A 24,862-nucleotide genomic window follows, 5' to 3' on the forward strand; every position below is an offset into this window, starting at 1 on the left:
TTCGGGTGTGTCACACACCCGAACCCCCGCCGTCGAGAGCGGAAGGGCTCGCGCTACCGGCTGGTGAACGGCAGCAGGGCCATCTCGCGGGCGTTCTTCACCGCGACGGCGACCTGACGTTGCTGCTGCGGGGTGAGCCCGGTAACGCGCCTGCTGCGAATCTTGCCGCGATCGGAGATGAACGTGCGCAGCAGGTTCACATCCTTGTAGTCCACCGTCTCGATCCCCGCGGCGATCAGCGGGTTCTTCTTGGGGCGGCGGGCCTGTTCCGCGCGGACCTTCTTCGACGGTGCTCGCTTGACTGCCATATCAGGGGTTCCTTCTACGGGATCGGTGGTTCTTACCAGCTCGATTTGTGCACACCGGGCAGCTCTCCCCGGTGGGCCATCTCGCGCACACGCACACGGGAGAGACCGAACTTCCGGAGGTGACCCCGCGGACGTCCGTCCGCGGCGTCCCGGTTGCGCAATCGTACCGGACTGGCATCTCGCGGCAGGCGCTGCAGGGCGGCCTGCGCGGCGGCCCGGTCGGCGTCCGACGTGGCCGGCTTGCGGACGAGTTCCTTCAGTTCGGCGCGGCGGGCCGCGTAGCGGGCGACGACGGCCTTGCGCTGCTCGTTGCGCGCGATCTTCGACTTCTTCGCCACGTCAGCGCTCCTCGCGGAAGTCGACGTGCTTGCGCACCACCGGGTCGTACTTCTTCAGCACCAGGCGGTCCGGGTCGTTGCGCCGGTTCTTGCGGGTGACGTAGGTGTAGCCGGTGCCCGCGGTGGACTTCAGCTTGACGATCGGGCGGATGTCGGTGGACTTCGATGCCATGAGAGCTCCTAGATCTTCTCGCCGCGGGCGCGGATGCGGGAAATCACGGCCTCGATCCCGTCCCGATCGATGGTCTTGATGCCCTTGGCCGAGACGTTCAGCGTGACGCGGCGGTCCTCGCTGGGCAGGTAGTAGGTCTTGCGCTGGATGTTGGGGTTCCAACGGCGGCTGGTCCGCTTGTGCGAGTGCGACACGGACTTGCCGAACCCCGGCTTGCGGCCGGTGACCTGGCAGTGGGCCGACATGTGGGCTCCCTCCATTCGGGGGTAAGTAGAGCGAGATGACAATCATTTTCGACAACGGCTGTCCGACACTGTACCGTTGCCCTCCGGTAAATGAAAATCGTTATCGAAAGGGGTTCTGGTGGTTGTGCCTGATCCCGCCCTGCTCCCGCCCGAGCCCGATCGCCGGACGCCGGTCGTGCTGGTCGCCGGTCTGCCCGGACGCGCGGCAGCGGGCGTCGACCGTGTCGCCGACGCGCTGCTCGGCGGCGATGGCACCGTCGTCGTGCGCCACGAGCTGAGCGAGCTGCGCGAGGGCGTCGTGCGCCGCACGGTGCGCACCGCGACGGACGCCAAGACCGCCGTGCTCGAGCTGGCGCACGGCTGCGTCTCCTGTACGTTGCGGGCCGACCTGCTTCCGCTGCTGTGCACGTTGGCCGCGCGGGAATCGGTGCGGCGCATCGTCCTCGCGCTCGATCCGGCCTTCGAGGCCGAGGCCGTGTGCCAGGCCATCGGTGATGTCGTGGTCACCGGAGTCGTCGGCCGGGTGGACGGCCCCGCCGGGCGCGACGTGCGCGTCGAGGCGGTGCTGACCTGCCTGGACAACCAGGAGTGGCTGAACGACGCCACCGGCGACGAGACGCTCGCCGAGCGCGGGCTCGCGGCCGCGGACGACGACCGCACCGTCGCGCAGGTCGCCGTCGGCCAAGTCGATTTCGCCGATGCGGTGCTGGCCATCGGCCCCGCGCTCGACGCCGTGGAGCAGAGCAGGCTCGGCGCGGTGCTGACCCGCCTGGTGCCGGACGCGCCTGTCGCCTGGATCGACGACCTGGACGCCGTCGCCGCCACCGACATCGAAGCCCTGCTCGCCCGGATTCCGGCGCAGTCGCGGCGCGGCCGGATCTTCGACGCGCACGCACCGCTGCTGCGCGGGCAGCCGCCGCTGGTCGCCGAGCACGGCGTGAGCCTGATCGAGTTCGCCGCGAGCAGGCCCTTCCATCCCGGCAGGTTGCACGACGCGCTCGACGTGCTCTTCGAAGGTGTGGTCACCGCGCGCGGCAGGCTCTGGCTGGCCACCCAGCCCGACGAGGTGGTGTGGCTGGAGTCGGCGGGTGGCGGGCTGCGCGTCGGCGGCGCGGGGCGCTGGCTCGCCGCGATGAGCGAAGACGAACTGGCACAGGCGGATCCGACTCGGCGGGCGCTCGCCGCGCTGCGCTGGGACGACCGCTTCGGTGATCGGGACGTCTCACTGGTGATCCTCGCGCACGACGCCGATCCCGGCGAGATTCGCCGGGCCCTGCACTGGGCGCTGGTCGAGGACGACGAACTGCGACTGGTCGAGCGCGCGCCCGAGCGCGTCGCGCTGTGGGACGACCCGTTCGGCGACTGGCACGCCGACCCGTGCGAGGACGCGGGCGAGCTGGTCGACGAGGTCGCGGAACCGAAAAGTCGGAGAGGAGAAGGAAAGTGAAGACAGGTATCCACCCGGACTACCACCCGGTGGTGGTCGAGGACTCGAGCACCGGCAAGCGGTTCCTCACCAGGTCCACCGCCACCAGCGCGCGGACCGTCGAGTGGGAAGACGGCAACACGTATCCGCTGCTGGTGGTCGACGTGACCGCCGACTCGCACCCGTTCTGGACCGGCGCGCACCGCGTGCTGGACACCCAGGGCCGGGTCGAGAAGTTCGAGCGCAAGTACGGCAGGCGCGTGCGCGCCGGACAGGAGGCCTGAGATGGCGGTGCCCAAGCGGAGGATGTCGCGGTCCAATACGCGCAGCCGTCGCGCCCAGTGGAAGGCGGCCCCGCCCGCGCTGGTGCCGGTGACCGTCGGGGGAGTGGTGCATCAGGTGCCGCGCCGCCTGGTGCAGGCTGTGCGCCGCGGACTGATCGACCTGGACCGCCTCTGATCCAGCTCCGGTCGAACGCGTAGGGCCCGGCGGATCCACCGCCGGGCCCTACGCGTTGTCGTGCCGCAGAGTGGAAGTCAGCCCTGCTTGCCGGCCAGGTCGGCCGCAACCCGCCCCATGGCCGCCAGTGTGCCGAACGCGCCAGGCGGATTGGTGCCCATAGGCTGCGGTGGCGGACCGGACGGTTCGTTGCGATCGTGATACTGCGGCAACTGATCAGCTACCCGATGTGCTCTGCGTCACATGCGGCTATTCCTGAATTATCGCGTGCGGCAAGGTAACTGGACGATGAAATGCATACCCAAAGTTTGTTTTTAGCGGCCTTAAAAGTCTCCGTGCAGTGATGATTTCGTGCTCACGCGCCGGTACCCTCATCCGAGAGGGCGGGTTCTTCCGGTTTCTCGGAAGAACCCGCTCATCGCCAAACTTCGGCATTCTCCCGTAAAGCACTCTCGCGAAACCTGTTTCGCGCGCTTACGGCTTCCCGTTTCGCGATTCGGATTCCGCCTCCGAATGTCCCGGCAATCCGGGCAAATCCGGCAGCAGGGACTCCAATCGCGCGAGCTGAGCGCCGATCAACTCCGCGGGCCCCTCGATCAAGGAGAGCGGCCAGGGCCAGCGGTGCCCCTCCAGCTGCCGCACCTGCTCGACCAGATCGGCGGTGGTGGCCTCCAGTTCGCTGATCTCCGTACGCAGTTCGCCGATCTGGGCGCGCAGTGCCTCGGTGTCGCCCTCCAGCGCGTCGATGCGACGCAACGCCGCGGCCAACCCGTCCACCAGCGTCAGGTGCCGTCCCTCGGCGTCCGTGCCCAGCTGCGGCCACCCCGCGAGACCGGGGCCGCGCAACTGGGTTTGGATGTCGCGCAGCACCGCGTCCTGCTCCGGCGTCATGTCCGGCTCCTCCTGTCCGAAATCCCACTGGCCGAAATCCGCTGTCTCGGCCACGTTCACGTCGCAGAGCACGCCGTTGACCCGGATCTGGCGCAGCGTCTGATGAATGTTGCGGCGGGTCTCCACATTGCCGCCCGACCACGCGTCGGTCTGCCACACCCAGGCCGCGCTGCCCGCGTCCAGCGCCCGGCTCACCGACCAATACCCGCCGTAGATACCGACATTCGCGTCGCCGAGCACCGTGGCCGCGCCGTCCAGGTACGCGTTGATCGGCACCTGGTCTTGTGGAGTGGCGTCGAAATCCGCCGAGAAGTAGACGGGCCGGTCGGGGCGACCGCCGCAGCGCAGTACCTGCGCGAGACCGGCGCGCGCGTCGACGATGCCCGCGTTGTAGCCGTCCAGCATGCGGGCGGCGGTGGTCTCCCAGTTGGAGACGATGGAGATGCCGTGCGCCCGAAGGTCGTCGGCCTCCGCCGGGGTGAGCAGCTTGCCGGGCAGACTCGGACCGCCGGGCGTCAGATACCGCACCACGAAATCGAAACCCGCCGCCCGGATAGCGGCGCCGCCCGGCCGTCCACCGGCGTAGTCCAGGCCGAACCGCATGTCTCCCACTGTAAGACGTGGACGGTGCGGTTCGCCGGGGTTCAGCGCGTGAACTCGGGCCGCCGCGCCGGTGCGGGCGGCGTGGACGGTGTGCGTCGATCGGGAGCGACGAGAACCGCGGTGATCGGCACGGCCAGCGAGAGCATGCCGATGACGAACATCGGCACCAGGAAGGAGAACAGGTCTTCACCGGTCGGGAGCGCCGCGCGCGGATTGATCCGCAACTCCAGTCCGGCCATCCGCAGGTAGTGCATGCCGACGACGGCGCATCCGAACAGCGCCGAGGCGCCGACGACGGCGATCGTCGGCCACGAGCGCAGCACGAACCACAGTGTGCCGAGCGAGATCACGACGCCGAGCAGGCCGGAGACGATCACCTGCCACAGTCCGTACTCGATGTCGCCGCGCACCTGCACGGCGCTCATCCCCAAGGCGAGCATCAGGCTCAGTCCGGTGCCCATCAGCACGCCCGCGGCGAGCAGGCGGGACAGCTGCAGCGTCCGCCCGAGCACCATCAGTCCACCGAAGACCGAAAGCACCGCGAGCACCGCCGCTCCGGTGAGCCGGGCGACGTCGTAGCGGATCAGCGCGTCGCCCGAGGGCGTGACGCCGAGCATCGTGACGAAAACCGCCAGCCAGGTGCCGATTCCGCCGATAGAGACCGCCGCCGAGGCCAGCCAGACCAGCCGGAACTTGGACGTCACCGATTTGGTCGACTGGCGGATGCAGATCAGACCGATCAGCGCGCCCGCCATCGCCACCAGGATCGACAGTCCTAGGACCCAATAACCCATGGAGAAGTAGGACAAGACAGCGACCCTCACACCTGTCCGACGGGCTGCTCGTGCTGCTGCGCCGCGAGCCGCTGGATCGCGTATTCCGTGACAGCGGCCAGGGATTGGCGCACTTCCATCGCGTTGCGCGCGTCGATGTCGACGATCGGCACCCCCGACCGCACCGATAGCGCCTCACGCAGTTCGGCCACCGGGAACCGCGGTGCGTCCGGAAAACGGTTGACCGCCACCAGGAACGGCAGTCCGCGTGCCTCGAAGAAGTCGACGGCGGCGAAGCTGTCCTCGATGCGGCGGGTGTCCACCAGCACCACCGCGCCGATCGCGCCGCGGATCAGGTCGTCCCACATGAACCAGAACCGGCGCTGGCCCGGCGTGCCGAACAGGTACAGCGTCAGGTTCCCCGGCAACACGATGCGGCCGAAATCCATGGCGACCGTTGTGGTCTCCTTGCCCGGCGTCGCGGCCAGGTCGTCGATGCCGTCGGAGAAGCCGGTCACCATGGCTTCGGTGCGCAGCGGGACGATTTCCGACACCGCGCCGACGAAGGTGGTCTTGCCCGCGCCGAAACCCCCTGCGACAACGATTTTCGTCGACGCGGTGCGATTGTCCATGGATGCCGAGCCGTACGGCTGGGAGTTATAGGGCGCGGAGTCCACGCAAAGTCCTCTCCATCAGGGTCCGGCGCTCGTCGTAGCTCGCCTGGTCGCTCAGGGTCGAATGCACGCGCAGCGTCCCGGCGACGACGAGATCGCCGATCACGACTCGGACCAGGCCGAGCGGCCGTTGTAGCTGAGCCGATATCTCAGCGACCGACAGACGTGCGGTGCCCAGCCGCACGATATCGGTCCGGATATCGCCGACCGGCCATTCGAAATGTGCAGTGTAGGAGATGGTCTCGATGACCGCCTCCAGGGGAAGGTCGACCGCGGGTTCGGTACGCCCCGAGGTCAGGGCGTAGGGACGAACGCGGGTGGGTGGTATGCCCGGCCCCCCGCCGGTTGGGTTGGACATCGCACGCTCTACACGGCCGTCCGGGCGGTGGCTTGGACCACCGAACCGACACGATCGACGAGCAGCGCCATCTCATAACCGATCCGGCCGATGTCGTGCGTCTTGTTGGCGAGCACCGCCAGATGCGAGCCGTTGCCGACCGTCATCACCAGCAGGTAGCCGCGCTGCATGTCGACGATCGACTGCATCACCTTGCCGCCGTTGAACAACTGGGCGGCGCCGCTGGACAGGCTCGCCAGGCCCGCGGTGACCGCCGCGAGCTGCTCGGCGCGATCGGCGGGCAGGTGCGGGCTGGTCGCCTGCAGCAGGCCGTCGGCCGACACCAGCACCGCGTGGGTGACACCCGGCACGTCCCGAGTGAAACGGGTGACCAGCCAGTTCAGATTCTCGTCTGTGGTGTTGCCTGGTTTGTCGGTCATGCAAGCCCTCCGTCGTTGTACTGGGCGTCGGCCCGCCCGCTGCGGACCCCGCTGAGATGCCTGGTCAAGCTGTTGCGGATCTCATCAGGATTCCGCGTGTTGGATTCGTTGGCCGGCGCCAAACCGCCGGGGACCAGCTGCGCGCCCGGCTGCCGAATGGGCAGGCCGCCGGAGGTGCGGCCGGAGGTGGTCGGGTTGCTCGCCTCCGCGGCGGCGGCCCAGCCGACGTCGGCGGGGGACGACCAAGCGCCGCCTTCGTTCTCGGATCCGGCGGAGGCGGGTTCGACCAGCCACTCCGAGACCATGCGCTGGTAGATCGGCGTCGGGGATTCCGGGTTCACCGGACGCAGCCCGGTGACCGTGGCCTGGGCGGCGTTCGCGACGGCCGCGGGCTCGGGCACCTCGTAGACGGCGGTCTCGGCCCACACGTCGACCTGCGCGGGCTCGGCGGGTTCGCCCGCCGGCGCGGGCAGCGCGAGCGACTCCACCGGTCGCGGCGCGCCGTTCTCGTTGCGCGTCCGGATCGGCAGCGGGCCGCCGCGGCCGGGATCGGTGGTCTCGGCATCGATCACCGACGGGCGGCGGTCGGCCGGGGTGGCGACCCGGATCGCCGGACGCCGCTGCGGCAGGCCGGTGCTGCTCATCTCGAACGAGGAAGTGTGCTCGGGCAATGCCAGACTCGGCACCGGGACCAGCATGCGCGGCGGCGCGGCCGTGGGTTCGGGCGCGCTTTCCAGCGGCTGCGGCGCGGTGAGCTGCGGCGCCTTGTCGCTGATCGGCACCGGCGAGACCAGGGTGCCGGGCAGGTGCACGCTCGCGGTGATGCCTGGCTGCTGCGCCATCGCCGAGGTCCGGCGCAGGTTGACCGTGATGTTGTGCCGCTTGGCGAGTCGGCCGACCACGAAAAGACCCATGCGGCGCGCGGTTTCGACGGTGACCTCACCACCGGAGGCGAGGTGCTCGTTGACCGTCTGCAGGTCCTCGGCGGACATGCCGAGACCGCGGTCGATGATCTCGATCAGGTAGCCGCCGTCCACCGCGCGGGCCACCGAGACCGCCACCGGGGTGGTGGGCGGCGAGTAGCGCAGTGCGTTGTCGATGAGCTCGGCGAGCAGGTGCTCGACGTCGACGGCGGGCTCACCGGGCACGATGCCGTCGGGCGCGCTGCCGATCTCGACGCGCTGGTAGTCCTCGACCTGGGAGACCGCGCTCCACAGCATGTCCGAGAGCGGAACGGGCGGCAGGTGGCCGCGGCGCAGCGCGGTGCCCGCGAGCACCAGCAGGTTGTCGCCGTTTCGGCGCATGCGGGTGGCGAGGTGGTCGAGGCGGAACAGGCTCTGCAGGCGCTCGGAGTCGTCCTCGTCGTGTTCGAGTTCCTCGATCAGCGTCAGCTGCTGCTCGACGAGCGACTGGCTGCGGCGCGAAAGGGTCTCGAACATGCTGCCGATCTGCAGGCGCAGACGGGCCTGCTCGGCGGCGAGGTGGAGCGCGGCGTTGTGGATGTCGTCGACGGCGCGGGCCAGCTGGCCGATCTCCTCGGTGGTGTGCACGTCGACTCGGGTCGGCTCCGGTGTCGCGTTGCCGGAACGCACGACCTCGAGCTCGTTGGGCAGGTCGACGTGCGCGACCTGGAGCGCGCCGTGGCGCAGGCGGCGAATCGGGACGACGAGCGAGCGGGCGACCGCGAGCGCGAGGGCCAGACCGGCGAGCAGCGTCGCGACCACGATCGCGATATCGCGCAACACGATGCCGCGGACTTCGGCGGTCCGGTCGGCCAGTCGCGCGTCGATGGTGTCGACCAGGTTCAGCGTCGTCTGGTCGTAGGCGGTGGCACTGGTGCGCAGCGAGTCGATGACCGGCTGGCTGCCCGCTGGGTCGCCGAGGTTCTGGCTGAAGGCGCCGAGGCGGACGTTCACCGCGTCGATCAACACGCTGGCGTTGAGCGCCGAAGACGGTTGCAGCTGGGCGAACTGGCTCAGCAACACCAGCTCACCACCCGCGGTGATCAAGACCGTCGGGCGCACGGCCGGGTTGCGGTCCGCGCCCGGCGAACCGATCAGCAGGTACTGCTGGGTGTGCAGCCTGCGCGCGTTGGTGGTCACACCGAGCTGCAGGAAGTAGCGCTGGATGGTGATCTCCTCCAGCGAGGTCGAGCGCGCGATCGCGTTGCCGATGCGGGCGGCGACCTCGTCGGCCTGCTGGCCGATCGCCACCGGCGAACTGTTGCGCAGGCCGTTGCGCATCGCGCGGCCCGCGGTCAGCGCCGCGTCGAGCTCGTTGGAGACTTCCGTCGGCGCTCCCGTCGAGCGCAGTGCCGTCTGGAGATCGGCGGCCGCCTGATCGAACCGGCCCGCGATGCGGTCCAGGTCGGCGTCGGACGTCTGGTTCTCCCAGGTCGTCGCCGTCGTGACGGCGAGTTGTTCGGTGGCCGAGGCGAAACCGAGCATCGGCCGGATGATCCTGGCCTGGTCGGTCGCCGCGTCGAGGTCGCCGATCGTGTTCAACTCGTCGTTGATTCGCAATACCGCGAACGTCGAGGCGAGCACCACCGGCAGCAGTAGCACGATCCCGACCTTGCGGGTGACGGACCAGTTCGACAGCCTGAATTGCCGGGAACGCGGTGCTGCATCCATCCGCTTCCGTCGCCTCCACTCCGCGCGGGTTCCCCGGATGGCTAGTGGCTGTTTCACATAAGTATGGGACCAACCCGCTGAGAACCAACTCGAGGTCTTGTTTTTACCGCTGGGAACATACCGTGCTGAGTGGGTAACGGCAATCTGGGGGACTCGGCGCGATAATTCTCTAATATGGCTACGCAGAACAAGTTTCGGTCCCATTGCGAGACTCGCAACGACCGAAATCCGCGCACGCCGGTGAAAGCCCCAGGTCATCGGTGGTGCTCCGCTGCGTCACCCGACCGGCCCCGTTCGCGGCGTGTCGGGCATGGCCTCTCAGTCGACTCTCAGTCGGTGCGGTCAAACTGGTGGCATGCGCATTCTGGTAGTCGACGACGATCGCGCCGTCCGTGAATCGCTGCGTCGGTCGCTGACCTTCAACGGCTACTCGGTCGATCTCGCGGTGGATGGTGTGGACGCCTTGGAGAAAGCGACCGTCCAACGGCCGGACGCACTCGTGCTGGACGTGATGATGCCGAGATTGGACGGGCTCGAAGTTTGCCGACGGCTGCGCAGCACCGGTGATGATCTTCCGATTCTGGTTTTGACGGCGCGCGATTCGGTTTCCGAAAGGGTTGCCGGACTGGATGCCGGAGCCGACGATTATCTGCCGAAACCATTCGCGCTCGAGGAATTGCTGGCCCGGTTGCGCGCTCTGCTGCGCCGCCGCGCGCCCGAGCAGGGCGATACCTCCGAGGCGATGCTGTTCGCCGATCTGTCGCTGGACCCGGTGACCCGCGAGGTCTCCCGCGGCTCCCGCTCGATCAGCCTGACCCGCACCGAGTTCTCGCTGCTGGAAATGCTGATGGCCAACCCGCGTCGGGTGCTCACCCGCAGCCGGATCCTGGAAGAGGTGTGGGGCTACGATTTCCCGACCTCCGGCAACGCGCTCGAGGTCTACATTGGCTACCTGCGCCGCAAGACCGAGGCCGAGGGCGAACCGCGGCTCATCCACACCGTGCGCGGCGTCGGTTACGTCCTGCGCGAAACCCCACCCTAGGCCGCGCGACAATGGCACGAAGCGTTCCACGGCGACCCGTCATCGCGACCCTCGGCCAGCCCGACTCGACCGAGATGCGGCCGCCGATGCCGCTGACCCGCTCGGTGTCGCTGCGCTGGCGGGTCACCCTGCTCGCCGCGTCGGTGGTGGCCATCGCGGTCGCCTTCACCTCCATCGCCGCCTACGCGATGGTGGCGCGGGCCCTCTACGCCGACGTCGACTCGCAGTTGCGGGCGCGCGCGTCGACGATGATCGACAACAACTTCGAGAGCATGGGCTTTCAGTCGATCATCCTGGCGGGTCTGTTCTCCAACGACGTCGGCGTCGCGCTGATCTTCGCCGACCACAAGCCCTATATGCCGCCGCAGCAGACGATTCCGCCGGTGGGCGAGCAGGAGTTCGCCGTCGCCGACGGCAAGCTGAACTCCTCGCTGCGCACGGTGAGCAATCAGCGCGTGCTCGCGGTGCGCACGAATTCCGGTGCGACGCTGGTCATCTCACAGCGGCTGGAGCCGACCCGCGAGGTGCTCGACCGGCTGGCCTGGCTGTTGTTCGTGGTCGGCGGCTGCGGCGTCGTGCTCGCCGCCGCCGCGGGCACCGCGGTGGGCCGCACGGGCCTGAGACCCATCGCCAGGCTGACGGCCGCGACCGAGCGCGTCGCGCGCACCGACGACCTCACGCCCATCCCGGTCACCGGCGACGACGAATTGGCCCGGCTCACCGACAGTTTCAACACGATGCTGCGGGCGCTCGCCGAATCACGCGATCGCCAGCGGCGTCTGGTCGCCGACGCCGGGCACGAGCTGCGCACGCCGCTGACCTCGTTGCGCACCAACATGGAGCTGCTCATCGCCTCGAGCAGGCCGGGCGCGCCCGCCATTCCCGAGGAGGACATGGCCGAGCTGCGCCAGGACGTGATGGCCCAGATCGAAGAGCTGTCCACCCTCGTCGGCGACCTGGTCGACCTGGCGCGCGAAGACGCGCCGGAGACCGTCTACGACCGGATCGATCTCGGCGAGGTGACCGAACGGGCGCTGGAGCGCGCGAGGCGTCGCCGCGGCGCCATCGAGTTCGTCGCCGAACTGCGGCCGTGGTTCGTCTACGGCCACGAGGCGGGACTGGAGCGGGCCGTGCTGAACGTGCTCGACAACGCCGCCAAGTGGAGTCCGGCGGGCGCCCAGGTGCTGGTCACCATGCGCGAGGCCGGACGGGGTCTGCTGGAACTCGCGGTGGACGACGCGGGCCCGGGCATCCCCTCGGACGAACGGGAGCTGGTGTTCGAGCGGTTCTACCGGACCACCGCGTCCCGCTCGATGCCCGGCTCGGGGCTCGGACTGGCCATCGTCAAGCAGGTGGTGACCAAGCACGGCGGCACGATAACGATCGATACGTCCGACCGCGGCGGCGCGCTGATCCGTATCGTGTTACCTGGTGAGGGTGACGGTCCCGCGTCGACTCAGCAGATCTCGGAGAACTGAAAGCACGGTCTCAGTCGGCTCTAAGCCGTCGTCGGCACGCTGGTCGGCAGACGTGAGGAGAAGCGAGAAGCCATGACGGAGGATTTCCAGAACCGAAACGTGGAACCGGGAAAGGCGGACGCCTCCGGTCCCCGGCCGACCGAGCAGTTCCCGGTCGCGGGCCATGCCGAGCAGTTCCCGGCCGCGGGCCATGCCGAGCACGCGGCATGGGCCGCGCCCGGCGCGGCGCACCATCAGCCGCAGCAGCACTATCAGACGCAACCGTTCCCCGAACCGGGTCCGGGCTTCGGCGCTCCCGGCGGGCCGCCGCCCCCGTACACCGTGCCCGGCGCGGCCTTCGGCGCACAGCCCCCGCAGCCCCCCAAGCGCTCGTTCAGTGCTGGTCTTGTCGCGGGCGCGGTGGCATTGGCGCTCTTCAGCGGCGGCGTCGGCGGTGCGGTCGGTGCGCTGGCCACGCGGTCCGACGACGGCAGAGCCTCGGTGACCAACGCGCTCGACGCCCCGAAGCCGAATGTCGGAAACGCGTCCAACGCCCCGGCGGGTTCGACCCAGGCGGTGGCGCAGAAGGTGCTGCCGAGCGTCGTGATGATCAAAGTGGCGAGCAACCGCGCGCAGGGCGAGGGTTCCGGCGTCGTGCTCTCCTCCGACGGCCTGATCCTGACCAACAATCACGTGGCCGCGGGCGGGGGCGCCGGCGCGAAGATGGAGGTCATGTTCTCCGACGGGAGCAGCGCGCCCGCCACGCTGGTCGGCGCCGACCCGGTCTCGGACCTGGCGGTCATCAAGGTGCAGGGCAAGAGCGGCCTGACTCCGATCGAACTGGGCAGCTCGTCGAATCTGCAGGTGGGCCAGCCGGTGATCGCCATCGGCTCGCCGCTTGGCTTGGCGGGCACCGTCACCACCGGCATCGTGTCCGCGCTGAACCGTCCGGTGTCGACCAGCGGCGAGGGCGGCCAGAACCCGAACGCCCCGCAGCCGGTGATCGATGCGATCCAGACCGACGCCGCCATCAATCCGGGCAACTCGGGCGGCGCGCTGGTCGACGCGAGCGGCAAGCTGATCGGTATCAACACCGCCATCGCCAGCCTCGGTGTCGGCGAGCTCGGCGGCCAGCAGAGCGGTTCGATCGGTCTCGGCTTCGCCATCCCCGTGGACCAGGCCCGCAGGGTCGCCGACGAACTGATCAAGAACGGCCACGCCACCTACGCCCAGATCGGCATCAAGCTGCGGCCGCAGGACAGCGTCGCGCTGGTGCTGGAGGCCACCCCGGACGGCCCCGCCGCCAAGGCTGGCATTCCGGCGGGCGCCGTCATCACCAAGCTGGACGATCGGCCCATCGATTCCGGCGAAGCGCTCATCGCCGCCGTCCGCTCACACCAACCGGGAGACAAGGTGAAAGTCACCTATACCGACGAACAAGGCAACAACCCCAAGACCGTCGAGGTCACCCTCACCGGCGCACCCGCGGACGGTGGCCGGTGAGGCGGCTCGGTGACGCGGAATTGTCCAGCGCCGCCGCCGGGTTGCTCGGCACAGGCGCTACGGTGAGCACCATGGAAATCGATGCTCCTGTGGCGGGGCGTGCACTGGTGGTGGTCGTCGACGATCGAACGGCGCATGGAGGTGTGGACTCGCTCGGGCCGCTGGTCACCGAGCTGCTCACCGAGGCGGGTTTCCTCGTGGACGCGTCGGTGTCGGTGCAGGCCGACGAGGTGGAGATCCGCAACGCGCTGAACACGGCGGTGATCGGCGGCGTCGACCTGGTCATCTCGGTCGGCGGCACGGGGATGTCGCCGCGTGATGTGACCCCCGAGGCGACTTCACAGGTGCTGGACCGGGAACTGCCCGGGATCAGCGAGGCCCTGCGCTCCTCCGGCCGAGTCGCGGGCTCCCTGGACGCGGGTCTCTCGCGCGGTCTGGCGGGCATCTCGGGCAGCACCCTGGTCGTGAACCTGCCGGGCACCCGCTCCGCCATCCGCGACGGTATGGCAACCCTCTCGCCGCTCGCCAGCAAAGTGATCGGCGAACTGTCCGGATTGGCCGAATAATTCCGGCCGCCGACTCTTCCGACGTCCCTCGCTCCGCCGCGCGCCGGGCGAGGGACGCCGCGCGTTTGGCGCGGATCTTCGGCGACACCCTGCCGGACACCACCCGCGACGAACGCGGTGACGACCCGGACGATCGCCGCTCCGGCGACGACTGGTTGCGCTCCCAGGTGCCTCCGCACCACGGTTGAGCTAATTCCTACTATTTAAGTACGTACTTTCGGGCGATATGGGTCCGTTACCTCCTCACCGTTTTCTATAACGCGCTGTGATCTGCGCCATCGATTACGGCCTTGTCTCGTACACAGCCGATGGCCTCGTTGCGACTCGAGCCGATCGTTTCCGCGAATGCGCGGGATTCCCGCCTGCATTTATGCACGTCAAGCGATATTGGCATGTGGGCACCTATGATCTACATCACATTGATCTTTACAATTCTTTACGTTGCCAGGCAGTTACCGACGGTTTAATCTTCGCCACGGGCCACCCAAACGAAGGTCCCCGCGGGTCCGGATACGGCACGTACGTCGTCGATCCGGCGGAACAAGGCTCGGTTCCGTTGCCAGTGAGGGCGTTGCGCCGAAATAACAGCCGGTTACATACCGGCAACAAAGGGGCGACAAACTGAGCTGGGCCTGAGAGGACCACTGTCCAGCCTCGATGGTCGAGGTTGACTGTTTGAACCTGATGAGGGGAAGTATGAGCGAGAACCGCACCAACGGTCTGCGTCGCGGTGCCCGCGTCGCGGGCGTCGGCGCCGCCGCGGCCGTTGCCATGGGCCTGCTGTCGACCGGTGCTGCCAATGCCGACACCTTCGTGCCGTTGCCGGACGGTCAGAAGGTCGGTCATGGCGTGACGATCACCCGCACGGGTGAGCGCGCCCTGATTTCGCCGTCCCTTGCCGCCAACGGCGCCGGTCGCGTCGTCTGGGTCTCGGGCAACGCCACCGCCGATGTGACCGTCACCCCCGAGGGTGAAGTCGGCCCGAACAACGGCCCCGCCGGCGGCCCGGGCAGCAACAACTCCTCGACGCACGGCGCGTCCCAGCTGAGCACCGGCTACATCGTCGGCTGCCAGGTCAGCATCGCGGACGACGCCATCTCCGCGGGCGTCTCCGGCGGCGTCAACCTCGATGGTTTCAGCATGGGCGGCTCCATCGGCCTCAACCTCGGCCCGGGCGAAGTGAAGTTCGTGCAGATCGACTACAAGGACATCCTGAAGCCGGGTGTGTACTCGGTCGAGTACCAGGACGCCGAGATCGAGATCCAGGGCTGCGCCGGCTACGCCCAGGCGCGCGCCTACACCGTGGTCGAGATCATCGGTGACCACTACTCGAAGACCACCCTCTACGGAGCGCCGTTCAGCATCGGCTGACGTCTGTCGAGTCCCCAGCGGCGTGCTCGGGCCGGAAGCGGTCGCGCGAGTGACCGAGACGTGCCTGGGGCCGCCGTCGATCGAACACGAAAAATCTTCTCGCTCAAGCGAATCAACCCTCGAGGGGTACAACGAAATGATCAACCGTAAGAACGTGGCGCGGATGGCCGGTGTCGGTGCCGCCGCCACCATCGCCATGGGCCTGTTCTCCACCGGCGCCGCCAACGCCGATACCTTCGTTCCGCTGCCGGGCGGCGAGATCGTCAAGCACCTGTCCGACGGCACCGTGGTGACCGTCCGCCTGGTCGGCGAATCCGCGCTCATCAGCCCGTCCATGGGTTCCACCCCGGTGCACCGCAACGCGTGGGTCTCCGGCTCCGCTCAGGTCGAGCTGTCCGGCACCGGTTCGGAAGCCGGCGGCAAGATCTTCCCGGGCTACACCGTCGGCTGCCAGGTGAACATCGCGGGCGGCGGCGCCGAGGGCGGCGTCGAGGCCGGTAGCGACTGGCAGGGTGAGAGCCCGAGCATCGGCGCGAGCAGCGGCGGCAACCTGTCGCTCGGCCCCGGCCAGGCGACCTCGTTCTACATCCTCGACATCGAGGAGGCCGACGACTTCGGCAACGAGGCGCACAAGAAGCGCAACAAGTTCAAGGGCAGCAACGGCTCGGTCACCTGGTCCGACTCCACCATCGGCCTCGCGGGCTGCGGTGGCTACGCGCAGGCCCGCGCCTTCGTCAGCGTGGAGGTCGAGACCGACAACGTCGTCACCTGGGTGACGCTGTGGGGTCAGCCCTTCAGCCTCGGCTGATGCACCCTCCGCCGCGGCCACGTGTTGGTCGTCGGCGGAATTCGTCCGGCTGCGCCGATCTCTCGAGTACGCCTGACGTCTCGAATGAACGGGCCCGTCGTTTCGGCGACGGGCCCGTTTTCGTCCCTGTGGGCGGCCTCCGAGGGCCGAACATGATCATCGGTGGAACGCCGAGTGACATGCTGGTTAATGCCGAGTGTTCGCTCGCGTTAGGCTGGATCTGTCGTTCGGAGGGGACAAACCGGACGGCCGGCGGAAGCGGGCTTCCCGGGGCCGCAGCTCCGGAGCCCGCTTCCCGTTCGTTTCGGCGCGCGCCGCCCGCGCTCATGCGGCCCTCTGCTAGCGGGTCGCGGATCTGCGCCAGAATCGCGGTATCGCAGTATCTCTTCCCTGTGGCCGCCGAAACGCTTTCATCTTCGCGGCGGCCAGTTCCAGCATGGAATTCAGCGCCGTTTCGGTAATAGCGAAACTCCATGGGCGTGGTGACGACGTATCGATCTGAACGCATATGGCTTGTCGGCAATCAAGTAGAAACCGCGCCGGGTTCCTGACTTCCGTCGAGAACGGCGAATAGCGAATCGTTGATTCCGTTGGTGGTCTCGGTGGCGAGCGCGACGAAAGCGGTGCCGATTGCTGTCGAAATTGCCAGGTAGACGATGTTTGTGCAGAGAACAAATCGCTCGACCCCTCGAGTATTACCGGTTTCTCCTCTTCGGCGGAGCTGGGGGTCGCCCTCGGAGAAGCTTGCCGTGCCGGGTATCAGGCGATGTTTTTCGACCTAGTTGGTTAATGTTCGGCGAACCAAGGCGATATCGCCGACCTGACCACCGAGCAGTGGTTCCGGCGCTTCGGCAACCCGCCGAAGCCCGTGTCACGAAATACGGGGAGCCGGGCGTCAATGGAAGACGACCGTGAGTGCGGTGTGCAGCGAAGCGGCGGCGACCACCGTGGCGTGTTCCGAATCCATGGCGACCAGCACCACCCGGTCCCCCGCGCCCCGCCGCTCGCCGGGCTGGGAGACCAAGACCACGGCGGCGTCGCTGGCCAGCGTGCGAGCCGGTCGGGCGCCGAGTCCTTGCTGCTCGTCGCCGCCGATCACGTCGACGCGGTCACCCGGCCGAAGGATCTCCGCCACCGCCGTGTCCGCCAGCCGGATCGGAACTATTCGCGCGTCACGTGCGCCCGCTGCCACCTCGGCCAAGCGCGGACCGATCACCCGCAGATCGGTGAACACCTCACCGGCTCGCATCGCGCCGGTCGATGTGGCGCCGAGCAGCCTCGCGGGGTCGCGCACCGCACCGACGGGGAGCGTGCCGGATTCGCGCGGCACAAATCTCAGATCCCCCGATTCGAGCACCTTGCCGGGCGGTAGATCACGCCCGGCGACGACGACCTCCGCCCGCTCCGCGCTCGGATTCCCGCGCGCGAAGAGAAACACGGCCAGGAGCGTCAGAGCCGCCGCGAAGACACGGCGGGCGAGCAGTCCATCGAGCCAAGGCGGCCGATTCCACAGCGCGAAGCGCAGCGGGCTGCCGCGACCGAGATCGGCGAGTGCGCGAGTCATGGCCGGATCCTATGGCCAGGATCACACCGCGCCGGTCACCGAAAGGCGATCTGTGGATGGGCGAGAGGCTGTGGATAAGCCGGGAAATCAGCTGGCGACGGCTGTGCTGGTGGTCGAGCTCGAGCTGCTCGACGAGCTCGAATCGGAACTCGACGAACTGGAGCCGCTGTCGGACTTCGCGGGCTCGCTCGCGGTGGACGCGCCGCCGCGGCTGTCGGTGCGGTAGAAACCACTGCCCTTGAACACGATGCCGACCGAGTTGAACAGCTTGCGCAGCTTCCCGGAGCAGTTCTCGCAGACCGTCAGTGCGTCGTCGGTGAAGGACTGCACGATGTCGAAGCGGTTGTCACACTGGGTGCACGCGTATGAATAAGTTGGCACAGGATCCTCCGCAGGGTTCGTCGACTAGCACTCTACAGTCGACAGTGCCAACGCCGCCAATCGGTCCTTCATTCCGCGACCCGATCGCCGCCGAGTTGCCGCAATCCACCGCGCGGCGTGAGCACCCAGCCCATCCGCAGGTCGTGTGGTTCTTCCGGCAGCCGGTCCACGAATTCGTCGTCGCGCACCACCGCGACCAGCCGGGCGCCCGGCCGCGCGGCGCCCAACGTGCGGTCGTAGTGCCCGGCTCCGCGCCCCAGCCGGACGCCGCGCCGGTCCACCGCGAGCGCGGGAATCAGGATCAGCTCGGCCAGCGCGACGGCCTCGACGCCCAGCGGGGGCCCACTCGGCTCCCGCAGCCCGTACCTGGCCCGGCGCAGGTCGGCGGGGCCCGTGTACTCGGACCAGTTCAACGGTCCCGAATCGCCGGTGAGCGGCAGGAGTATGCGCGCCCCGGACTCTCGCAGCGCTTCCAATTGGGCCATCGACCCGGGCTCGTCGCGTACCGGCACGTAGGCGCACACCCATTCGGACACCAGCGGTGTCTCGAACTTGCCGATCGCTTCGGCCAGCGCCAGCGCCTCCCGCTCACGCTCGTCCGCGGGCACCGCCGCCCGCCGGGCGAGAATTTCGCCACGCCATGCATGTTTGTCCCGCTCGCCGGGCATCTCCATGGGGATCACCATAAGCTCACCGGGTGCCAGGTCGCCGCGACGGCGGTCGGGCGGTGTGATGGATGGATAGGGTATGCGTATGACAGCACAGGCAGGACAGTCCGCGGATGGTGCGCCGACGTCGTGTTTCCGCACGGCAGTCGTGCCCGCGGCCGGGCTCGGGACCCGTTTCCTGCCCGCGACCAAGACGGTGCCCAAGGAGTTGCTGCCGGTGGTCGACACACCGGGCATCGAGCTGGTCGCGAGCGAGGCCGCCGATTCCGGCGCGAACCGGCTCGTGATCGTGACCTCGCCGGGCAAGGATGGTGTCGTCGCCCACTTCGTCGAGGACCTGGTGCTGGAGAGCACCCTCGCCGAGCGCGGCAAATTCCAGTTGCTGGAGAAGGTGCGCAAGGCGCCCGCCCTGCTGGACGTCACCTCGGTGGTGCAGGAGGAGCCCCTCGGCCTCGGTCACGCGGTGGCGCAGGCCGAGCAGGCGCTCGACGACGACGAGGACGCGATCGCGGTCCTGCTCCCGGACGACTTGGTGCTGCCCTGCGGCGTGCTCGACGTGATGAGCCGCGTCCGGCGCAAGCGCGGCGGCAGCGTGCTGTGCGCCATCGATGTGCCGAAGGACCAGGTCAGCGCCTACGGCGTCTTCGACGTCGCGCCGGTGCCCGACGCGACCAACCCGAACGTGTTGCGAGTCAACGGAATGGTGGAGAAGCCCGCGCTCGCGGACGCGCCGTCGACCTTCGCGGCCGCGGGCCGATACCTGTTGGACCGGGCCATCTTCGACGCGCTGCGGCGGATCGAGCCGGGCGCCGGAGGTGAGCTGCAACTCACCGACGCCATCGCGCTGCTGATCGACGAGGGACACCCGGTTCACGTCGTCGTGCACCGTGGGTCGCGCCACGATTTGGGCAACCCGGGCGGTTATCTTCGTGCTGCGGTCGATTTCGCTTTGGAACGAGAGGAATACGGCCCCGCCCTGCGGGAGTGGCTGCAGCACCGGCTCGGTCCGGACTGGGATCCGCAGCTGACGACGGACGACTGAGCGAAAGCTCGGCTTTCGTCGACACTGGACCGTCGGGTACGAATGATGGTTCACCGAACGCGGTTGCGTCCGAAGCGCGTGCGGCGGAATCGGTTCGATGTGCGGAGTAGATCAGGAAGGGCTGGATGCGCTCGGTTGAGGATCAGCAGATCAAGGTGACCGCGGCGGCGGTCGCGCCCCGGCCGGTCCGGGTCGCGATCTCCGAGGCCCAGGGCCTGCTGTGCGCCGAGGACGTGGTCACCGAGCGGCCGCTGCCCGGTTTCGACCAGGCGGCCATCGACGGTTACGCGGTGCGCAGCGTCGACGTGGCCGCCGCCGGGTCCGATATCCGCGACGAGGACGGCGAACTGGTCGATCTGACGTTGCCGGTGGTCGGCGAGGTGGTCGCGGGTTCCCGGCAGCCGATCCGGTTGCAGCCGCGCCAGACGGTGCGCGTCGACACCGGCGCTCCGCTGCCGACGCTCGCCGACGCCGTGCTTCCGCTGGACTTCACCGACGGCGGCCGGGCCAGGATCAAGGTCTACGAGCCCGTCCGCTCCGGCGATTACGTGCGGCGCATCGGCGACGACGTGCAGCCGGGCGATGTCGCGGTGCGCGCGGGCACCATCATCGGTCCCGCTCAAGTGGGTCTGCTCGCCGCGGTGGGCCAGGACAAGGTGCTCGTGCATCCGCGGCCGCGGCTGTCGGTGATCTCGGTCGGCGGCGAGCTGATCGACATCGATCGCACGCCCGGCCCCGGCCAGGTCTACGACGTCAACTCCTACGCGCTGGCCGCGGCCGCCAGGGACGCGGGCGCGGACGTGAATCGCGTCGGCATCGTCAGCGCGGATCCGCGTCGGCTGCGCGATGTCGTCGAGGGTCAGCTGGTGCGTTCGGAGGTCGTCGTCATCGCGGGCGCGGTCGGCGGCTGGGCCTCCGAGCAGGTGCGCGAGGCGCTGGAGGGGCTCGGCGATCTCGAAATCGACCGTGTCGCCATGCATCCCGGTTCGGTGCAGGGTTTCGGCAGGCTCGGGCGCGACGAGGTGCCGACCTTCCTGCTGCCGTCGAATCCCGTTGGCTCGCTGGTGGTCTTCGAGGTGATGGTGCGTCCGCTGATCCGGATCGCGCTGGGCCGCAGACATCCGATGCGCCGCATCATCCGGGCCAGAACCATCACCCCCATCAGTTCGATGGTCGGGCGCAAAGGCTTTCTGCGCGCCCAGCTCATGCGCGACGAAGCCACCGGCGACTACCTGGTGCAGCCCCTCGGCGGCGGCGCCGGTTCCTCACATCTGCTGGCCACCATGGCCGAGGCGAACAGCCTGATCATCATCGACCCGGAGGACACCGAGGTCAGGACCGGTGACGAGGTGCAGGTCGCCTTTCTCTCCCAGCGCGGCTGAAGCGTGGAGTCGATGAACGTCTTCCGGGTGACCCAGCATCCGGGGTGGCCCGCGCGTCTCGGTCCGGTGCGCGTCGCCGCGGGACAGGTCACGCTGCGGCCCGTGCGGTTGCGCGACGCCACGGCATGGAGCCGCATCCGGCTACGCGACCGCGAGCATCTGGAGCCGTGGGAGCCGACCGGACGGGGCGCGTGGGAGGCACGCAATCACGCGTCGAACTGGCCCTCGCTGTGGTCGAGCCTGAAGGCCGAGGCCAGACGTGGTGCGATGATCCCGCTCGTCATCGAGGTGGACGGCGCTTTCAGCGGCCAGTTGACCGTCGGCAACATCGTGCGCGGGGCGCTGCGCTCGGCGTGGATCGGTTACTGGGTGGCCAAGGACCTGAGCGGGCAGGGCGTGGCCACCGCCGCGCTCGCGCTCGGACTCGACCACTGCTTCGGGCCGGTCGGCCTGCACCGCGTCGAGGCGACCGTGCGTCCGGAAAACCTTGCCAGCCAGGCGGTTCTGCGCAATGTGGGCTTCCGGGAGGAGGGCTTGCTTCGCCGCTACCTCGATGTGGACGGCGCCTGGCGTGACCATCTGCTCGTCGGTCTGACGGTCGAGGAAATCAGCGGAACCGTGATGGATCGGCTGGTGCGAGACGGGCGGGTCATCCTGCCCTGAGATCCTCGATTCGCCTTCGCCGCGGCCATGCACGGGTCTCAGGACGGCCTTCGGCCGGGCAATCGATACGGGATCAGCAGGACGATACCGGCGTGACACGTCAACTCCCGCGAGGCACGCGGACGGAGGGCAGTGTTTGTGACAGATGTGGCGGATGTGCACGGCGCGCCTGCCGTATTCGCGTGGTGCGCCGAATTAACCTACGGACGTCGGTACCGCGTCTTGCGGTACCGGCAGGGAGCCTGAGAGGCGTCTTCGGACCGAGGGCCGCGTCCGAGCGCGTGAGCGGTAGCGAACGCACGACGCGGTACGCCATCCGGGCGCGGGCCGAACGGACGAACAGGTGGGGACGGAGGTGTTGACCTGATGCCGAACTCGATTCTCTGGATCGGGCTCGTCGTGCTCTGGGTCTTCGTCCTGTTCCCGATCTTGGCCGACCGGCACCCCAGGATCCGGCAGACCACCGACGCGGCACTGGCGACCCGCGTGTTGCACCGCGGCGGCTCCAAGCGGCGCATGAAGAAGGGGCCGGCGGCCGGGCACGACAGCGACCCGGACTATCGGCCGACCCGAGTGCAGAGAAAGCGTTTCCACAGCGATGATGCGGAGGACCGGATGAGCGCACCGGCCGACGAGCAAGTCACCGAGGTCGACGAGGACAACGAAGCGCGGGACGACCTCCCGGCGCTCGAGGCGGGCCCCGCGTCCGCCGTCCGCTCCGACAACGCCGAAGACGAACCCGCCGAAGCGGATTCGGGCGACACGGACGAGGACGCCGTGACGAGCGAGGCCGACCGTGCGGCGGATTCCGAGTCGGATCTCGAGCCGGATTCCGAGTCGGCTCTCGACTCGGATCTCGATTCGGACGAGAACGACACCGAGACGGCCCGAACGCCTGCGGACGCGGACGCCGCGTCCGATGATGACGACGTGGCCGATGACGACGAAGAGGCCGCGGCGTATTACGAACCCACCACGGCACGTATCCCGCCCGCCCGTTCCGCCGCACCCGCGCGCGCCTCGGACCCCGAATACCACACCGACTCGGACGAACCGGAATTCGTCCCGACCCGGCGCGGCCGCGGTGGCTTCGACCCGGAAGCCGACGCGATGGCCCGCGCCGCCCGCTACACCTTCCGGCAGCGCGCCGTCCTCGGCCTGCTGCTGACCGGCATCCTCTGCGGCGCGCTGGCGATCGTCGTCAGCCCGCTGCTGTGGTGGGCCTGCGGACTGTCCACCGTCGTCCTCGGCACCTACCTTGCGTACCTGCGCAGGCAGGTCCGCATGGAAGAGGAGATCCGCCGCCGCCGCGCGTCCCGCCTCACCCGGGACCGCGACGACCACGAGGATCAGCACGACGACGACACCGAGACCCGCCGCGGCATGGACCGCGAGACCGCCCGCGCCCTGCGCCGCCGCTCCGCCCTCCTCGACGCCGTCGACGAAGACCCGATGTTCGAACACCTCGACACCTTCGACCCCGCCACCGCCCGCGCCCTCCGCGGCCGCACCAGCGGCGACATGCGCCGGGCAGTAGGCGAATAACCGCAGCTCAGGCAGGCGATTCGGTATCTCGCCGCATCGCCTGCTACAGTGGCACAGCGCGGTTCCCCCGGGAACCGCACGGGGCTATAGCGCAGTTGGTAGCGCGTCTCGTTCGCATCGAGAAGGTCAGGGGTTCGATTCCCCTTAGCTCCACAGTTCTCGCAGGTAAGGGCGGGTTTTCGAGTCAGACTCGGGAACCCGCCCTTTCGCATCTTCCAACTAAGTCCCAACTATGTCCCTGCCCCGGTGACCGCGCGTTCGAGTGCTTCGGCGGCGGCATGGTGGGTTCGCCCGCGTGCCATGTAGTGCCGTTGTGTCATCGCTGGGTCGGCGTGGCCGAGGACATCAGCGGTGACTCGCGCCGACAGTCCGGCGTCATCGAGGATCGTCGCCACCGCATGACGGAAGCTGTGTGCAGTGATGTCGTCGGCCATGCCGAGGGCGTCACGAACGCGCTGCCATTCGTGGCCGACATTCTGCGGATCGCGCAGCGTCCACACCGCCGAGGGGAACACCAGATCGAGCATTGGTGCGTCCGAGTCGGGAGGTGACGCGAGTTTCCGGGCCGCGAGTGCCGCTCGACGCCGCTTCAACATCTGAACGGCGAAGTCGGGTAAGGCGATGGTGTTGCGCCGGTTCTTCGGGTCGTCCTCCACCTCCAGGCGGACCAAGCCGCCACCTTTCACGCGGACGACCTTGCCAGTGGTGCGCAGGGTGCGTGCCTCGAGGTCGATATCCGCCCACAACAGGCCGAGTATCTGACTGCGCCGCAGCCCGGTTGCCGCGAGCAGAGTCACCAGGTCGGCCAGGTCGGCGCTGTCGCAGTAGTCGGCGACCGTTGGCGGGGTGTACGCCTTAACCGGTGTGCCCCGGTTGCGCTCGGCCCTGGACAGCTTGCGCGGGCAAGGCACCTGCGAGGTTCGTACAGCGGTGAGGATGAACCGCAACTCATCGATGGTGAGATCGCGGGCGCCACCGGTGCGGCCCTTGGCCTCGATGTTCTTGGCCATCTGCGATTCCCGGACTGGGTTCACGGTCAGTGCATCTTTGCGCACGGCGTAACGGAACATCCCCGACAGCACGTTTCGGGCCGTGCGCATCGAGGACGGCCCCTTGGCTTCGCCTACCTGTTTGAGGAACGCCTCCACCGCTGAGGTGGTGACCTCGAGAAGCCGCCGCTCACCGAACGCGGTGTTGAACAACTCCGCGACCACGTCGTAGCGATCCAGCGTGTTACCCGCACGGCCCTGTTCGACCAGATGTGCCCGATACAGCGCCCACAGTTGCCGAACGCTCGTGGACTCCGACAGCTCCCCGCCCAGGTCCACACGGATGCTCGTGGCCGCCGCCATGACCGCATCCAGCGCGCGTGAACCATTGCGGTCGGGGATCTTTCGGCCGCGTGCGTCGAGCTTGACAGGCGAGACACGTTTAAGGTCTCGCCTCTTGCCGGAGGCATCGCGAACCAAAATCCTTGCCTCCCAACGTCCAGGGGACAATTCGGTCAACATCGGGGCACCGGGGACACCGATGGGACGGGCGGGTCTGCCTCGTTTCACTGCCGTCCCTTT

The 24,862-nt window shown here is 68.5% G+C and carries 28 protein-coding genes and 1 tRNA gene; 15 read left to right on the top strand and 14 right to left on the bottom strand.

The genetic code is table 11. The features are described 5' to 3' along the window. Window positions 1–53 precede the first annotated feature (53 nt). Genes rpsR through rpmB form a run of 4 tightly spaced genes read right to left on the bottom strand, consistent with a single transcriptional unit; the run spans window position 54 to window position 1,063 of the window. A complete protein-coding gene (gene rpsR, locus AB0H49_RS11375; protein WP_011211513.1) occupies window positions 54–308 on the bottom strand; it encodes a 30S ribosomal protein S18 in 255 nt (84 codons plus the stop codon). Window positions 309–340: 32 nt separating this feature from the next. Continuing rightward, complete coding sequence (gene rpsN, locus AB0H49_RS11380; protein WP_355002114.1) at window positions 341–646, bottom strand: 30S ribosomal protein S14; 306 nt, start codon at window positions 644–646, stop codon at window positions 341–343. A 1-nt stretch (window position 647) separates the two neighbouring features. Beyond that, window positions 648–818 (bottom strand): 50S ribosomal protein L33, encoded by a 171-nt coding sequence (gene rpmG / locus AB0H49_RS11385; RefSeq protein ID WP_067841459.1) that lies wholly within the window; start codon window positions 816–818, stop codon window positions 648–650. Window positions 819–826: 8 nt separating this feature from the next. After that, window positions 827–1,063: a 50S ribosomal protein L28 gene (rpmB, locus tag AB0H49_RS11390; RefSeq protein ID WP_357250102.1), complete on the bottom strand. Its 237-nt coding sequence runs from the start codon at window positions 1,061–1,063 to the stop codon at window positions 827–829. Between the two features lie 118 nt (window positions 1,064–1,181). Here rpmB and AB0H49_RS11395 point away from each other — a divergent pair, with 118 nt between their 5' ends. Genes AB0H49_RS11395 through rpmF form a run of 3 tightly spaced genes read left to right on the top strand, consistent with a single transcriptional unit; the run spans window position 1,182 to window position 2,948 of the window. Then, window positions 1,182–2,510, top strand: a complete 1,329-nt coding sequence (locus AB0H49_RS11395) for a GTP-binding protein (RefSeq protein WP_357250105.1) — start codon at window positions 1,182–1,184, stop codon at window positions 2,508–2,510. Further along, complete coding sequence (locus AB0H49_RS11400; protein WP_355002111.1) at window positions 2,507–2,773, top strand: type B 50S ribosomal protein L31; 267 nt, start codon at window positions 2,507–2,509, stop codon at window positions 2,771–2,773. Before AB0H49_RS11395 ends, AB0H49_RS11400 begins: the two co-directional genes overlap by 4 nt. Before the next feature lies 1 nt (window position 2,774). Then, entirely contained in the window at window positions 2,775–2,948 is a 174-nt protein-coding gene (gene rpmF / locus AB0H49_RS11405) for a 50S ribosomal protein L32 (RefSeq protein WP_141808758.1), read from the top strand. A gap of 474 nt (window positions 2,949–3,422) precedes the next feature. Here rpmF and AB0H49_RS11410 read toward each other — a convergent pair whose 3' ends face one another. Genes AB0H49_RS11410 through AB0H49_RS11435 form a run of 6 tightly spaced genes read right to left on the bottom strand, consistent with a single transcriptional unit; the run spans window position 3,423 to window position 9,299 of the window. Then, window positions 3,423–4,442: a glycoside hydrolase domain-containing protein gene (locus tag AB0H49_RS11410; RefSeq protein WP_357250110.1), complete on the bottom strand. Its 1,020-nt coding sequence runs from the start codon at window positions 4,440–4,442 to the stop codon at window positions 3,423–3,425. Between the two features lie 41 nt (window positions 4,443–4,483). Beyond that, a complete protein-coding gene (locus AB0H49_RS11415) occupies window positions 4,484–5,251 on the bottom strand; it encodes an MHYT domain-containing protein (RefSeq protein WP_355002109.1) in 768 nt (255 codons plus the stop codon). An 11-nt stretch (window positions 5,252–5,262) separates the two neighbouring features. Further along, on the bottom strand, window positions 5,263–5,847 hold the full coding sequence (locus tag AB0H49_RS11420) for an ATP/GTP-binding protein (protein WP_067784299.1): 585 nt from the start codon (window positions 5,845–5,847) through the stop codon (window positions 5,263–5,265). Window positions 5,848–5,872: 25 nt separating this feature from the next. Beyond that, window positions 5,873–6,247, bottom strand: coding sequence for a DUF742 domain-containing protein (locus AB0H49_RS11425; RefSeq protein ID WP_253812816.1), 375 nt, complete (start codon window positions 6,245–6,247; stop codon window positions 5,873–5,875). Between the two features lie 8 nt (window positions 6,248–6,255). Then, entirely contained in the window at window positions 6,256–6,666 is a 411-nt protein-coding gene (locus tag AB0H49_RS11430) for a roadblock/LC7 domain-containing protein (protein ID WP_067784303.1), read from the bottom strand. Continuing rightward, a complete protein-coding gene (locus tag AB0H49_RS11435) occupies window positions 6,663–9,299 on the bottom strand; it encodes an ATP-binding protein (RefSeq protein ID WP_355002108.1) in 2,637 nt (878 codons plus the stop codon). Before AB0H49_RS11435 ends, AB0H49_RS11430 begins: the two co-directional genes overlap by 4 nt. Before the next feature lie 355 nt (window positions 9,300–9,654). On the opposite strand from AB0H49_RS11435, the gene AB0H49_RS11440 reads away from it, so the two are divergent. From AB0H49_RS11440 to AB0H49_RS11470, 7 genes are all read left to right on the top strand, one after another. Next, complete coding sequence (locus AB0H49_RS11440) at window positions 9,655–10,341, top strand: response regulator transcription factor (protein ID WP_067784307.1); 687 nt, start codon at window positions 9,655–9,657, stop codon at window positions 10,339–10,341. 11 nt (window positions 10,342–10,352) lie between these two features. Beyond that, a complete protein-coding gene (locus tag AB0H49_RS11445) occupies window positions 10,353–11,819 on the top strand; it encodes a HAMP domain-containing sensor histidine kinase (RefSeq protein WP_355002107.1) in 1,467 nt (488 codons plus the stop codon). A gap of 72 nt (window positions 11,820–11,891) precedes the next feature. Then, window positions 11,892–13,301, top strand: coding sequence for a trypsin-like peptidase domain-containing protein (locus AB0H49_RS11450; RefSeq protein ID WP_357250116.1), 1,410 nt, complete (start codon window positions 11,892–11,894; stop codon window positions 13,299–13,301). 71 nt (window positions 13,302–13,372) lie between these two features. Further along, window positions 13,373–13,867 (top strand): MogA/MoaB family molybdenum cofactor biosynthesis protein, encoded by a 495-nt coding sequence (locus AB0H49_RS11455; RefSeq protein WP_067784792.1) that lies wholly within the window; start codon window positions 13,373–13,375, stop codon window positions 13,865–13,867. 65 nt (window positions 13,868–13,932) lie between these two features. Beyond that, window positions 13,933–14,055 (top strand): hypothetical protein, encoded by a 123-nt coding sequence (locus AB0H49_RS11460; protein WP_357250119.1) that lies wholly within the window; start codon window positions 13,933–13,935, stop codon window positions 14,053–14,055. 508 nt (window positions 14,056–14,563) lie between these two features. Then, window positions 14,564–15,238: an MspA family porin gene (locus tag AB0H49_RS11465; RefSeq protein ID WP_357250122.1), complete on the top strand. Its 675-nt coding sequence runs from the start codon at window positions 14,564–14,566 to the stop codon at window positions 15,236–15,238. 136 nt (window positions 15,239–15,374) lie between these two features. Next, the gene (locus tag AB0H49_RS11470) at window positions 15,375–16,046 is read left to right on the top strand and encodes an MspA family porin (RefSeq protein ID WP_357250125.1); all 672 of its coding nucleotides are present in this window, start codon (window positions 15,375–15,377) and stop codon (window positions 16,044–16,046) included. Between the two features lie 895 nt (window positions 16,047–16,941). On the opposite strand, the gene AB0H49_RS11475 is transcribed toward AB0H49_RS11470, so the two are convergent. The 3 genes from AB0H49_RS11475 to AB0H49_RS11485 form a co-directional block, all read right to left on the bottom strand. Beyond that, window positions 16,942–17,610 carry an SAF domain-containing protein gene (locus AB0H49_RS11475; protein WP_357250128.1) on the bottom strand — a complete coding sequence of 223 codons (669 nt, stop codon included), beginning with the start codon at window positions 17,608–17,610 and terminating at the stop codon, window positions 16,942–16,944. A gap of 87 nt (window positions 17,611–17,697) precedes the next feature. Next, complete coding sequence (locus AB0H49_RS11480) at window positions 17,698–17,991, bottom strand: FmdB family zinc ribbon protein (protein WP_355002102.1); 294 nt, start codon at window positions 17,989–17,991, stop codon at window positions 17,698–17,700. 68 nt (window positions 17,992–18,059) lie between these two features. Beyond that, entirely contained in the window at window positions 18,060–18,665 is a 606-nt protein-coding gene (locus AB0H49_RS11485; protein ID WP_355002101.1) for a 5-formyltetrahydrofolate cyclo-ligase, read from the bottom strand. Window positions 18,666–18,744: 79 nt separating this feature from the next. Here AB0H49_RS11485 and AB0H49_RS11490 point away from each other — a divergent pair, with 79 nt between their 5' ends. From AB0H49_RS11490 to AB0H49_RS11510, 5 genes are all read left to right on the top strand, one after another. Then, window positions 18,745–19,701 (top strand): UTP--glucose-1-phosphate uridylyltransferase, encoded by a 957-nt coding sequence (locus tag AB0H49_RS11490; RefSeq protein WP_067784322.1) that lies wholly within the window; start codon window positions 18,745–18,747, stop codon window positions 19,699–19,701. A 125-nt stretch (window positions 19,702–19,826) separates the two neighbouring features. Then, the gene (gene glp / locus AB0H49_RS11495) at window positions 19,827–21,083 is read left to right on the top strand and encodes a gephyrin-like molybdotransferase Glp (protein WP_357250133.1); all 1,257 of its coding nucleotides are present in this window, start codon (window positions 19,827–19,829) and stop codon (window positions 21,081–21,083) included. Between the two features lie 12 nt (window positions 21,084–21,095). Next, window positions 21,096–21,746 (top strand): GNAT family protein, encoded by a 651-nt coding sequence (locus AB0H49_RS11500; RefSeq protein ID WP_355002099.1) that lies wholly within the window; start codon window positions 21,096–21,098, stop codon window positions 21,744–21,746. Window positions 21,747–22,112: 366 nt separating this feature from the next. Then, window positions 22,113–23,291, top strand: coding sequence for a gephyrin-like molybdotransferase receptor GlpR (gene glpR / locus AB0H49_RS11505; protein WP_357250136.1), 1,179 nt, complete (start codon window positions 22,113–22,115; stop codon window positions 23,289–23,291). A gap of 80 nt (window positions 23,292–23,371) precedes the next feature. Continuing rightward, window positions 23,372–23,444: transfer RNA gene (locus tag AB0H49_RS11510), tRNA-Ala, on the top strand. Between the two features lie 77 nt (window positions 23,445–23,521). Here AB0H49_RS11510 and AB0H49_RS11515 read toward each other — a convergent pair. Then, window positions 23,522–24,802, bottom strand: coding sequence for a tyrosine-type recombinase/integrase (locus tag AB0H49_RS11515; RefSeq protein ID WP_357250139.1), 1,281 nt, complete (start codon window positions 24,800–24,802; stop codon window positions 23,522–23,524). Window positions 24,803–24,862: the final 60 nt, after the last annotated feature.

Source organism: Nocardia sp. NPDC050713 (assembly GCF_040654315.1).
Taxonomy (GTDB): Bacteria; Actinomycetota; Actinomycetes; order Mycobacteriales; family Mycobacteriaceae; genus Nocardia.